This window comes from Chryseobacterium candidae (assembly GCF_004916905.1).
In the GTDB taxonomy this organism is placed as follows: domain Bacteria; phylum Bacteroidota; class Bacteroidia; order Flavobacteriales; family Weeksellaceae; genus Chryseobacterium; species Chryseobacterium candidae.
The window spans coordinates 238,887-250,968 of record NZ_SDLV01000047.1 but is presented as its reverse complement, the minus strand read 5'-3'; the positions used below and the strand labels follow the sequence as shown (position 1 = coordinate 250,968).

Below are 12,082 nucleotides of genomic sequence, written 5' to 3'. Positions count from 1 at the left end.
ATAATAACTTATTACAAAGCAAAACAAGTTTAGTTAACATAAATTTTACCGTTTATTAATATTTAAACCTAAACAGCTGGATAGCAAGGTGAAAAATTTTAAACATTTGTTTGGAGAATCGGGGTGAGAGTGTGGGAATGTGGGAGAGTTTGAGTGTTTGAGGGGAGAGAGAGGTAGGATTCGGGGTGCGGGATGCGGGGGGGGGTGGCCATGATCAAATAAAGTTTATATTATATAATAGAGAGACTAGGCTAGAGAGATGGCTTCCTTACGAAGACTAAAGAATATATTTATATATAATATAGAGCAATAAGATTTAACTCCTGTACCCGTAATTAATTATAATGCTTCGACTCTGCTCAGTATGACATGGCTAATACTAACTGTTAAAAGGCCTTAGACATTAGACTGGCATTTTACTTCTTTTAACACTCTCATAAAGAAGCTTGGATTCCTGCGGAATGACACAATAGGAATAGAGATTGATACTCAATAATATGTTTCCATAGAAATCTACAATATGAAAATTCAATACCAATGTTCCTTTTCTAACTGGAAACCCGAAACCCGAAACTCGCAACACAATAACCCGAACCTCATCATTCATCATTAACGACCCCTACCCTAGCCCTGATAGCAATGGTTACCCCGCAGCTTGGGTTGGAGGGCGGTGGGTTTTAGGTGTGGGGGCCTTCGGCTTCGCTCATGGTGAGAGCGTTGGAGGGCGAGGGCGCGAGGAGTATAAATGGATAGCAGGAAATAGCTCCTAATAAAGTTCGAGAGTTGGAGGGTTGGAGTCTGGGTGGGTTTGAAGAAATGGCAACAAGATTATAATATATATAAGATAAGCTTAATCAAACAATCTAAGCTGCTGGTCGCGGGTTCCCGTGAAGTTGGATGTTGAAAGCGCTGGAAATTCTTTGCCTTCAAAAAACTTCTTTTTGCCGATCTTAAAGGTGGTATGAATCATTTCTGCAATATTTCCCTCTCCTTTTTGTCTTTCAAAATATCTTTTATCTCCAAGTTTTCCGCCCCGCATAGACCTGATGAGATTTAAAACTTTTTGTGCCCTGTCCGGAAAATGGGATTCAATCCAGTTCACAAAAACAGGTTCTACGGTGTTATTTAACCGCACCAAAGTATATCCGAATCCTAAAGCTCCAGCATCAGAAATGGATTTCAGTATATTTAAAGGTTCATCGCTATTGAGTCCGGGAATAACAGGAGCAACCATTACATGTACGGGAATATTGTTTTGGGAAAGGATTTCTACTGCTTTTAATTTATTCTTTCCAGAGCTTGTTCTAGGCTCCATCTTTCTTCTTAATTCTTCGTTGATGGTTGGAATGCTTAGAGAAACTGATACCAGATTTTGTTCTGCCATAGGTTTCAAAATATCAAGATCTCTTAAGACCATTGTATTTTTTGTGAGAATATTGACAGGATGCCTGTAATCAAGACAAACCTGCAGTAATTTTCTGGTAATTTCAAATTGTCTTTCCGCCGGCTGATAGCAGTCGGTGTTTCCGGACAACAGAATCGGAGCTGCTTTGTAGCTTCTTTTCTGAAAAAATTTCTCCAGTAACTCAGGAGCATTTTTCTTTACCATAATTTTTCTTTCAAAATCTATCCCCGCACTATAGCCCCAGTATTCGTGAGTAGGCCTTGCAAAGCAGTACGAGCAGCCGTGCTCACATCCCTGATAAGGATTCATGGAGTATTCCATTGGAAGGTCTTGGCTTTTGACCTGATTGACAATGGTTTTGGGAAATACTTCCGTGAAAGAAGTCTTTACTGTCTCGAAATCTTCATCTTCAGGTTCATAGGTATACCTGTCGAAGCGATTGACAACGTTTCGCTGCGCTCCCTGACCTTTTATGAAATTTTCGTTTTGCATTCCTGTGTAAAATTAGAATGGAATTCTTATAAAATAACGAGTTTTAACATTAAAGTTTTCCACAAAAAATCCAACACTTTCAAAAGTGTTGGATTTAAACATAATTAAATATATTTTTTTACTACTTCAGTGCATATAATTCTACCCCATGAGTTTCATCATCATTATTTCTCTCATCAAAGTGTCTGTGATAGTCCGAATAGGAATCACTATATTTTTTATCTTTTTTAGTCAAAATTTTTTTAATGCTTATTAAACTCAATACTGCCAAAAGACCAACTCCTCCTGCCAGTAAAACTCCAACTTCTTTTTTCATATTTTCTCTGATTTATTATTGATACCATTGCAAAAAGTATACCTATTTTATTTTTTTAAATTATAAATTTTGTTAACATTCAACTTTATTTTTAGGAAAATTACAATCTGCTATTTTTCTTATATTTAAGATTGCAATGGTTTAATTATTGTACTTAAAAACAAAAATATTATTATGGAAAATCCAGAAAACATTGACAGAATGACGACTTTGAGCCAGGTGATGAAAACGCTTTCTGAAAGAGGGATACACCGAGAATTCAGAATGAACGAAAAATGTGAAATGAAATTTGAAAATTCCGAGAAAGTGTATCAGCCCTCTGAACTGGTAATTTTAAAAACTTACCGCTTTGAGGGAGACAGCAATCCGGATGACAATGCAGTACTTTATGTAGTAAAGGATAATGCAGGAAATCGTGGAATGATTATAGATTCTTATGGGGCAGACAGCAATTATCCGGGTGAAGAGTTTGATAAGTTTTTAAGGGATATTCCCATTTTGGAAAGTGATGAATTCAATTTTTAACTGAATCTCTTATATTGATTTTTTAAACCATTAAGTTCGTTTTTATTAAAACAACCGCATTCTTTTTAAGATCGGCAGCAACCAGGAAGCTATGATCTCTTAATGGTTTAAAGAATTATTCTTCAGATTTTTCTTTTTTCCTGAATATATTATTCAGAAAACCTTTCTTTTCTTTCTTCTCTTCTGCGGGTTGTGACGTTTTATTTTTGATTTCCTGTTTTATTTCTTTCACAGATTGTTTCATTTCTTTTACAGATGAAACGGCATTTTTCACTTTCTTTTCGGTTTTTTCGACATTTGCACCAATCAGTGTTTTCTTTAATCCCTGCTCAATTCCTTTCCAGAAAAGGTTGAAAAAAGACTTGGTGGGATCACGTTCCACGTTTTCCACATTAACAGACTCAGGATAACTTCCTGAATCTGACTTTATAAAAATATTGGCCACAGCAGTCAGAAAGCCTTTTTTCTGATGGTTATTCTTATTTAATACGGCAATTTTTAAGTCTTTATGTTTAAGATTAAAAGTTCCGTGCAATCCGGCAGGGTTACCTTTGAAGCTAAAAAACATTTCCTGAATGGTTCCTGAGGTAGCTGTCACATGAAGATAAGGCCTTATAAATGGATTGATGCCACTTGCCGGAAGGTTGGACGTTTTTCCGGAGATTACAAATCTATCGTTCTGGTCTGCCACATCAAAGTTCCAGTTTACGGAAAGTGGAGAGAGATTCATGAAAGAGCAATTGATTTTTATATCCACTTTTGTGGGCTTTCCTTTTATTTTAGCTGAATTCAGGTTTTTAACGTTCATATTAAAGTTACTGAAGGTCAGTTTTCCGGGCCCCATACTTTCCGGGGTATCTTCTTCATATACTAATGCTGAGTTTTTCAGATTAAGATTATGAATGGTCATCGGAATTTTGATGGAACGCAGCATTTTAGAATATAATGCTTTTATTTTAGGATCGTCTTTGGGAATCTTACTTCTGAAAATATTGGCATCTGCAGACTCAATGTCTACCTGAGAGGCATTTAGCATTTTATCGCGAGAAAAGAGATCCCACACTCCTTCTGCAGTGATTTTTCCTGCCTTCAAATCATACAGATCTCTCTCAACGGGTATCATTTTGATAAACTGTGCTCTTGAAACGATAGGCTTCATGGCAAAATTGCTCATCTGCATTTTATTCTTATTGAGTTTCAGAAGTCCAAGACTCATATTATAAAACTGCGTGTTATAAACCAGGTTTCTGGTGGTAATATAATAGTCTTTCACTTTAAAGGATAGTCCTGGCTGATTGGGTTTAGGTGATAATTCAATATTATTTACCGTTGCATTGAGATCATGGAAAGTTAAAGGCTGTTTTCCTTTATCATAAGTAATGTTTGAATTTTTTAAAGATGTTTTTCTTATAATAATGGAATTAATGATATTAGGCCCCACAGATTTACTGGCTGGTTTTTCACCTGCTTTAAAAGTTCCGTTTACATTTTCCACGAGAAGATCTTTAAGATCAACATTAAGTCTTTTATTAATGAACTCCAGTTTATTGATATTAAAAGCGATATGATCTGTTTTTAAAACGGCTGCTGCTTTTCCTGCTGCGGGATGGGCTGGCGTAAGTACGACATCCCGGATTTCGCCATTGGCGGGCTTCATTGCAAAGCTTCTTACTGTGATATTCTGAGCGTTGGAGTATTCAATATTTCTTCCGGCAATAGTAAAATCTTTGTATCCTACAGGGATGACCTGCTCTGAGGTTTCCTTATTGAATAACAACTGGCTGATGTTTAAACTCATAGCCCCTACAGACAAGAGTTTATTTCCATCCGGCTTATTGATTTGAACAACAGCATTATTTAATTTAAAGTTTTTTACATCAACTTCAAAATTTGATTTTTTCCCAGCTTTTTTGGCTTTTACTCCTGTATTATAGACTTTCAGAACAGGATTGCGGAAGTCGGCATTCGTAAGTGAAACTTTATTTTTGTTTAAAATGACATCCGTAAAGTTCATTTTGGGAACAGCAAATTCAAATAATTGAGTTTTTTGGGGATAAAACTTTTTAAACTGGGTGAAGGAGAGCAGTGGAGTCAGTTTGAAATTATCAACACCCATCTGCCCATTACTTGTATTGATACTACTGATGGTAACTGCATACGTTTCATCCGGACGGAGAAAGAATTTTTCGCCTTTGATACTGTATCTGTCAAAAACAACGGGTAATTTATCTTCTACGGATTCCTCCGTCATTTGCAAATTCTCTACAAAAAGATCCAGTTGCTGTACCGATAGAAATTTCTGTTTGGTATGTCTGAAAACAGCAATTTTACCCTCATTGATTCTGATATTTTCAAATAAAACCGGATTTCTTTTCTTTCCGGTTTGGCGGCCGACAGGTTTGGCGAGGATAATATTTAAATTGGGTTTAGCCAGCAAAAGGTCTGAGGAGCTGATTCTTTTATTAAAAACAGCATCATAAATTCCGAAACGGCTTATTTTTAAAGTATCCACAGTACCCTGCAAACCAACAACGTCTGTATTTTCTGGATTTTTAGTGTTAACTGAAATTCCTGTAGCAAAAATATTTCCTGTTCCTAAATCTACATCCAGAGATTTGTAGGAAACTTTATAAGCGGTATTTTTTTTAACATAATCAGGAAGCTGGGTTTTAAGCCATATATTTAATGCGAAATTCGCGGCGAGAAGAACTCCTGCCATAATTCCGAAAGTTATCAAAAGCCTTTTAACCCATTTTTTCATATTTTGTGATTTGATTCTTTTTATATAGATCAGTTCTTTATTTCCAGTTCAATAACATAGCCTTCATGTCCTCTTACATTAATAAAGTTTCCTCCTTCAAATCCAAGGTACTGCCCTTTAATTCCTGTAAGTCTTCCTGTGAACTCAGGTTTTTTATCTAATGTAAACGATGAAACTTTCTCCGGTTTTTCAAAAGGATAGTCAAACATCCACAGTTCTTCTCCTTCGCTGTAAAACTTCTGGAAATCGTCAGGAAAAAATTCTTTTATTTTCTGTCGGAAATCGGCAAGATCTACTTCTCCTTCAAAATCATCCTGCAGCATTTTTCTCCAGTTGGTTTTATCTGCCAGATGTTCTTTTAAAGCCACCTCTATCATTCCTGCTTCATAGCGGTTCTCGGTTCTTGCGATGGGTAATGCAAAAGTCGCACCCTGATCTATCCATCTTGTAGGAATCTGCGTATTTCTGGTAACTCCTACTTTTACATCTCCGGTGTATGCCAGATAAACAGTATGCGGCTGCAGCTGAATTTGTTTTTCCACTTCAAGATCTCGTTCTGCAACACCTAAATGTGCAGTAGAAAGTTCGGGACGGATAATGGTATCACTGGCATAAGGGCTTTCAAAAAAACAGTTTTTGCAGAATCCCATTCTGTAAACCGGTTTATTTTCACCACAATTTACACACTGAAACCCTGTATGTTTTATGCTTAGCTCCTTTCCCAACAGCTCATTCATATGAATAAGATCTCCGGAAAGATTAAGGTAGTACTGGATTGGCCTGGCATCGTAGCTTGTCATCTTTAAAATTTGCCCTTGAAACTGCATAATGATGTTTTTAAGTATAAGTAAATATAGAAATTTTATTTGATCTTTTTTTGCAATTTAATCTGATCCAGTTCCTTTTTTAGAGCAGTTATCTGGCTTTGAAGTTTTTGCAATTCCGGATTATTTATATTTTTTGACTGAGGCGAATACTGCCATATCAGATGAATATCTTTTACTAATTCATTATGTTCATCCAGTCTTTTTTTACTGATGGTAACACTGTCATTCAAAAGGGTGATCTTTAAAAAATCCTGTGATTTTTCTTTAAACGACTCATAATTAATAATAGCCAGCTCAGGATGGCTTTCCTTAATAATTCTGATATATTTTTCTGACCTTTATTTTAATGCTTCGTTCTCCCACTTCTTTTTGGTAAGCAGTATACTTGGAATCAAAATAATAACTGAAACTAAGCTGATCCATACAGAAACTTTACGATTATTGCTGTTTTTTTCTCTGTAATACTTCTGATATCCTAACAAGAGACTCAATACCCAGGTTCCCACCGCTATAAAAAAACAATTGATAAGATAAAAATAAAAGCCTCCCCAAAAGTATTCCCAGTTTCCATTGGCAATACCAAATCCTGCTGTGCACAAAGGAGGTATACATGCTGTAGAAACGGCAACCCCTGCGATAACTTTGATTGCTTCTTTCCTTACGATCCCCAGAAACCATGCAAATCCTCCAAGCAGCGCCAAAAAACAGTCAAAAATGGTTGCCGTTTTAAAGCTTTCAAGCTGTGAAGTTTCTGAATGAAAAGGAGAAATCAGAAAATATAATGTGGAAGAACAAATGCCCACTACCATCATCAAAAGCCAGTTAAAAACACCAAGCTTTATAAGCCTCCTGTTTCCTATAGAAAACCCAAATGCAATTCCAACAACAGGTCCCATCAATGGCGAAATAAGCATTGCACCAATTACCGCAGCCGGGCTGTTAACATTTAAGCCGATACAGGCAATACCCATGGAAATTACCAAAAGCCAAAGATTATGACCGCGGAAATAAATGCCTTCTTCTATCTCGCCAAATGTAAATTCTTCATCTTCTTCCTTGGGAAGTACAAATAGCTTTTGAAGATTTATCATTGATTTATATTTTCTGACAAAAGTATAAAAACGTCATTCAAGTTTTATTAATAAATTTGTCAATTAAAATCAACAAATGAATTATCTTGTAACCGGAGGAAGCGGCTTTATTGGTTCCCATCTCATAGAGAAATTATTAAGAAATGGACATTCTGTCATAAACATTGACAATTTTGATAATTTCTATGACTATCAGGTAAAAATTAAAAATACTTTGGAGTCAATCGGTAAAAATTCGGATTTTGAATTCTCGGATAAAGAGACGGACATTCCGCGTTTGGCATCCCTCGCCCATTCTGACCAATATTCCCTCTATTGGCAGGATATACGTAATAAAAAAGATCTTGAAAACATCTTTAAGAATCATCCTATTGATATGGTAATTCATCTGGCAGCACTTGCCGGTGTACGGCCTTCTATTGAACGCCCTCTGGAGTACGAAGAAGTGAATGTACGCGGTACTATGAATCTTTGGGAACTGTGTAAGGATTTCAATATTAAAAAATTTATCTGTGCATCTTCTTCAAGTGTTTATGGAAACAATGAAAAAATTCCCTTTGCAGAAACAGACAATGTAGACAACCCTATCTCACCTTATGCCGCAACTAAGAAAAGCGGAGAGGTTATAGGACATGTTTACCATAACCTATACCATATAGATATTATCCAGCTTAGGTTTTTTACGGTGTATGGACCAAGACAAAGACCGGATCTGGCGATACACAAATTTACAAAGCTTATTTCGGAGAATCAGGAGATCCCTTTCTATGGCGACGGAAATACAGCCAGAGACTATACTTATATAGATGATATTATTGATGGCATTACCAAGTCTATTCATTATCTGGAGCAACATTCCGGAGTTTATGAAATTCTTAATCTAGGAGAAAATCAGGTAATCACTTTATCAGAGATGGTTGCCACTATTGAAAAAGCACTGGGAAAAACTGCCAGCAAAAAAATTCTGCCAATGCAGCCGGGAGATGTCACAAAAACAAATGCCGATATTACAAAGGCAAAGGACTTAATAGGGTATAAACCGGTCACCAACTTCCAAAATGGCATAAAAAAATTTGTGGAATGGTTTTTGAGAAAACGACATTAAGTAAATTGCTGACACAGCTGCCAGCCAGTTTGTGACAGCCATTTATAAGAAAAAATTATAAAAAGAATTGAAAATCAAGTATAAAAAAGTTTATTATACAACCTATTTTTATACTTTTGCAAAAAATTAGAAAATTATGTACTGGACATTAGAATTAGCTTCATATTTAAGTGACGCACCTTGGCCAATGACAAAAGCAGAGCTTATCGACTACGCAATCAGAACTGGTGCACCTATGGAAGTAGTAGAAAACCTTCAGGCCATTGAAGACGAAGGAGAGATTTATGAATCTATCGAAGAGGTATGGAGTGACTATCCTACTGACGAGGATTTCCTTTGGAACGAGGACGAATATTAATAAAGCGATAAGCTTTAGGCTGCTTGCTTAGAGCTTTTTTGCCCTTTTTATATATTAATTTACACGATAAGTGTTATTTAAAACGCTTAAAGCATTTTGCATTAAGCATAAAGCAAAAAATTTATGAGTTTTTTAAACAAAGTTCTTAAAGGGTTTTTGGGAGACAAAAAAGCGCAGGACCTAAAAGAAGTAAAAAAAGTTGTAACAAAAATCAGAGCTGTAGAACCTAACATCCAACAATTGTCGGATGATGGGTTGAGACAAAAAACTGCTGAGTTTAAAGAGAATATAAAATCTGCAACCAGCAAGATTACCGCTCAAATAGAACAGATAAAAGAGCAGATAAAAAATTCAACCAACGTTGATGAAAAAGAAGCTCTTTTCACAAAAATTGAGGCTCTAAAGAAAGAATCATACGACATTGAAGAAAAAGTTCTGGTTCAGATTCTTCCCGAAGCTTTTGCATTGATCAAAGAAACGGCTAGAAGATGGGCTCAGAATGGAGAAATCCGTGTAACAGCTAGTGACTGGGATAGAGAACTTGCTGCTGCAGGAAAAGATTTCGTTAGTATTCAGGGAGACACAGCTGTTTGGAAAAACTCATGGGACGCTGCCGGAACTCCAGTAGTCTGGGATATGGTCCACTATGATGTTCAGTTTATCGGAGGGGTTATTCTTCACAGTGGTAAAATTGCCGAGATGGCAACCGGTGAAGGTAAAACTTTGGTAGGAACATTACCTATTTACTTAAATTCACTTCCGGAAAGAGGTGTACACGTGGTAACCGTGAACGACTATCTTGCGAAAAGAGACTCCGCATGGATGGGACCTCTTTACCAGTTCCATGGTATGTCTATCGATTGTATCGATAATCACCAGCCGAACTCTGACGGAAGAAGAAAAGCATACAACTCAGATATTACATATGGAACCAACAACGAATTCGGTTTCGATTATCTGAGAGACAACATGGTGACCTCACCTTCAGAACTGGTACAAAGAGAACTGAACTTTGCGATCGTGGATGAAGTTGACTCTGTATTGGTAGATGATGCAAGAACACCATTGATCATTTCAGGTCCGGTTCCTCAGGGAGACAGACAGGAGTTTGACGTTCTTAAGCCTTCTATCGACAGAATTGTTGAAGTACAAAAGAAAACGGTTTCTGCTATTTTCAATGAAGCGAAAAAATTAATTGCTGCAGGAAATACAAAAGAAGGTGGATTCAAGTTACTTCAGGCATACAGAGGTCTTCCCAAAAACAGACAATTAATCAAATTCTTATCGGAAAGCGGAAACAGAGCATTGCTTCAGAAAGTTGAAGCGCAGTATATGCAGGATAACAACCGTGATATGCCGATTGTAGATAAAGATCTTTACTTCGTAATTGAGGAGAAAAACAATCAGGTAGACCTTACGGACAAAGGTGTTGAATACATGTCTCAGGGTAACTCTGATGCCAATTTCTTTGTACTTCCGGATATCGGAACTGAGATTGCGGAATTAGAAGCTAAAAACTTATCCAAAGAAGAAGAGTTTGAGGCAAAAGAAAGACTTTTCTCTGATTTTGCTGAAAAATCTGAGCGTGTTCACACCATGAGCCAGCTATTGAAAGCTTACACATTATTTGAAAAAGATGATGAGTATGTAGTAATTGATGGTGAAGTTAAAATCGTTGATGAGCAGACAGGTCGTATCATGGAGGGACGTCGTTATTCTGACGGTCTTCACCAGGCAATTGAAGCAAAGGAGAATGTAAAGATTGAGGCTGCGACTCAAACTTTTGCAACGATTACGCTTCAGAACTATTTCCGTATGTATAACAAGCTTGCGGGGATGACAGGTACTGCTGAAACCGAAGCTGGAGAGCTTTGGGAAATCTATAAATTAGACGTTGTGGTAATTCCTACCAACCGTCCTATTTTGAGACATGACAAACAAGATTTGGTTTTCAAAACCAATAGAGAAAAATATAATGCGGTAATTGAAGAAATTGAAAAATTAACGGCACAGAAAAGACCTGTACTTGTAGGAACTACTTCCGTTGAAATTTCTCAGCTGCTTTCAAAAGCCCTTCAGTTAAGAAAGATTCCACATCAGGTATTGAACGCGAAGCTTCACAAAAAAGAAGCGGAAATTGTAGCTGGAGCAGGACAGCCGGGAGTTGTAACGATTGCAACCAACATGGCAGGTCGTGGTACCGACATTAAGCTTTCTAAAGAAGTAAAAGATGCAGGAGGTTTAGCCATCATCGGAACAGAAAGACACGACTCTAGACGTGTTGACAGACAGTTGAGAGGTAGAGCGGGACGTCAGGGAGATCCGGGAAGTTCTCAGTTCTATGTATCTCTTGAAGATAACCTGATGCGTTTGTTCGGTTCTGAAAGAATTGCTAAAATGATGGACAGAATGGGTCATAAAGAGGGAGAAGTAATTCAGCATTCTATGATCAGCAAGTCTATTGAAAGAGCTCAGAAGAAAGTGGAAGAAAACAACTTCGGAACAAGAAAGAGACTTCTTGAGTACGATGACGTAATGAACAAACAACGTGACGTAATCTATAAGAGAAGAAAGAATGCTCTTTTCGGAGACCATTTGAAATATGATATAACCAATATGATTTTCGATGTTGCCAATTCTATCGTTGCGAAAGGAAAAGCTTCAGGAAATTATAAAGATTTTGAATACGAAATCATTAAAACATTCACAATGGAATCTCCGGTTTCTCAAAGTGATTTTAATAATAAAAACGTTCAGGATCTGACAAATATCTTATTCAAAGCAGCTCAGGAAGACTACAGAATGAAGCTGAACCTATTGAAGGAAAAATCATTCCCAATCATTGAGAATGTATACCAAAATCAAGGTTCAATGTTCAAAATGATCCAGGTTCCATTCACAGACGGACACAAAACAATGACAATTGTAGCTGATCTTAAAGAAGCTTACGATACACAGTGTGAAAGTTTAGTGAACGATTTTGAAAAGAATATCACTTTATCGATTATCGATGAAAACTGGAAGCTTCACCTTCGTGAGATGGACGACTTAAGAAGATCATCACAGGGAGCTGTTTACGAGCAGAAAGATCCACTGGTAATTTATAAGCAGGAGTCTTTCCACTTATTCAGTGAAATGATCGACAAATTAAACAAAGAAATTATTTCTTTCTTATACAAAGGAGAAATCCCTGCGTAAGAAA

General features: G+C 36.8%; 9 protein-coding genes. 4 read left to right on the top strand and 5 right to left on the bottom strand.

Translation table 11 applies throughout. The features are described 5' to 3' along the window. Nucleotides 1-850: 850 nt before the first annotated feature. Both EK417_RS18740 and EK417_RS18735 read right to left on the bottom strand, forming a co-directional pair. Nucleotides 851-1,897, bottom strand: a complete 1,047-nt coding sequence (locus EK417_RS18740; protein WP_136523016.1) for a PA0069 family radical SAM protein — start codon at nt 1,895-1,897, stop codon at nt 851-853. A gap of 121 nt (nt 1,898-2,018) precedes the next feature. Then, entirely contained in the window at nt 2,019-2,213 is a 195-nt protein-coding gene (locus EK417_RS18735; protein WP_076595302.1) for a hypothetical protein, read from the bottom strand. 174 nt (nt 2,214-2,387) lie between these two features. Here EK417_RS18735 and EK417_RS18730 point away from each other — a divergent pair, with 174 nt between their 5' ends. Next, nucleotides 2,388-2,738, top strand: a complete 351-nt coding sequence (locus tag EK417_RS18730) for a hypothetical protein (protein WP_076595301.1) — start codon at nt 2,388-2,390, stop codon at nt 2,736-2,738. Between the two features lie 115 nt (nt 2,739-2,853). On the opposite strand, the gene EK417_RS18725 is transcribed toward EK417_RS18730, so the two are convergent. The 3 genes from EK417_RS18725 to EK417_RS18715 form a co-directional block, all read right to left on the bottom strand. Beyond that, nucleotides 2,854-5,499, bottom strand: coding sequence for a hypothetical protein (locus EK417_RS18725; RefSeq protein ID WP_136523015.1), 2,646 nt, complete (start codon nt 5,497-5,499; stop codon nt 2,854-2,856). A gap of 29 nt (nt 5,500-5,528) precedes the next feature. Continuing rightward, entirely contained in the window at nt 5,529-6,326 is a 798-nt protein-coding gene (locus tag EK417_RS18720) for a DUF2797 domain-containing protein (RefSeq protein ID WP_110367502.1), read from the bottom strand. A gap of 338 nt (nt 6,327-6,664) precedes the next feature. After that, complete coding sequence (locus tag EK417_RS18715) at nt 6,665-7,417, bottom strand: DUF389 domain-containing protein (protein ID WP_136523014.1); 753 nt, start codon at nt 7,415-7,417, stop codon at nt 6,665-6,667. Nucleotides 7,418-7,493: 76 nt separating this feature from the next. Between EK417_RS18715 and EK417_RS18710 the strand changes: the two genes are divergently transcribed. From EK417_RS18710 to secA, 3 genes are all read left to right on the top strand, one after another. Next, a complete protein-coding gene (locus EK417_RS18710; RefSeq protein WP_076595297.1) occupies nt 7,494-8,522 on the top strand; it encodes a GDP-mannose 4,6-dehydratase in 1,029 nt (342 codons plus the stop codon). Nucleotides 8,523-8,658: 136 nt separating this feature from the next. Beyond that, entirely contained in the window at nt 8,659-8,880 is a 222-nt protein-coding gene (locus tag EK417_RS18705) for a DUF2795 domain-containing protein (RefSeq protein WP_002662059.1), read from the top strand. A 123-nt stretch (nt 8,881-9,003) separates the two neighbouring features. After that, nucleotides 9,004-12,078 carry a preprotein translocase subunit SecA gene (secA, locus tag EK417_RS18700; RefSeq protein ID WP_136523013.1) on the top strand — a complete coding sequence of 1,025 codons (3,075 nt, stop codon included), beginning with the start codon at nt 9,004-9,006 and terminating at the stop codon, nt 12,076-12,078. The last annotated feature ends 4 nt before the right edge of the window (nt 12,079-12,082 follow it).